Origin of the sequence: Psychrobacter sp. I-STPA6b (assembly GCF_020662265.1) — a bacterium.
Classification (GTDB): domain Bacteria; phylum Pseudomonadota; class Gammaproteobacteria; order Pseudomonadales; family Moraxellaceae; genus Psychrobacter.
In genome coordinates this window covers 1-712 of the sequence record NZ_VEWM01000059.1, presented here as the reverse complement: position 1 = coordinate 712, position 712 = coordinate 1, and the positions used below count along the sequence as shown (strand labels likewise).

Below are 712 nucleotides of genomic sequence, written 5' to 3'. Positions count from 1 at the left end.
GAGAGAAGAAAGAGAGAAGGGAAAGGGGGGGGGAAAAAGAAGGGAGAAAGGAGAAAGAAAGGAGGAAAAGAGGGAAAGAAAGAAGGAAAAGGGAAGGAAGAAAAAGGAGAAAGAGAAGGGGAAAAAGGAGAAAGGGGGGGGGGGAGGGGGAGAAGGGAAGAAGGAAAGGGGGGGGAAGAAAAGGGAGAAAAGGGAGAGGAGGGGGGGGGGAAGAAAGGGAAGGGGAGGGGGGGAAGGAGGGAAAAGGAGGAAAAAGGGAGAAAAGGGGAGGGGGAGGGAGAGGGGGAGAGAAAAAAAAAGGAGGAAGGGAAGGGAAGAAGGGGGGGAGGGGAAAAAAAGGGAGAAGGGAGGAAGGGGAAAAAGGGAGAGGGGAAAAGAGGGGGGGGAGAGGGAGAAAGGGAAAGAAAGAAGGAAAGGGGGAGGGGAAAAAAGAGGAGAAGGGGGGAAGGGGGGGAGAGGAGAAGGGGGGGAAGGGGGGAGGGAGGGAGAAGGGGGGAGGAGGGAAGAAGAGATTAGGAGGGAGAAAGAGGAAAAGTGGGTTAAAGAGAAATGAGAAGAAGATAGAGAGAAGTGAGTTGATAAAAAAGAGAATTTTAGAATTGATATGATAATATAGATAAAGGGATAAAGATTGAATATAATTTTAAAAGAAAAATAGATTTGGTATAGAAATATTAAAGAAGATGGTTAGATGGATCATAGACACGCCCCA

At 48.3% G+C, this 712-nt stretch carries 1 protein-coding gene; it reads left to right on the top strand.

Translation table 11 applies throughout. From position 1 onward, the window contains the following. A partial coding sequence (locus FHK88_RS05300; RefSeq protein WP_227429713.1) for a hypothetical protein occupies positions 1-553 on the top strand: 553 nt, incomplete at its 5' end. Positions 554-712: the final 159 nt, after the last annotated feature.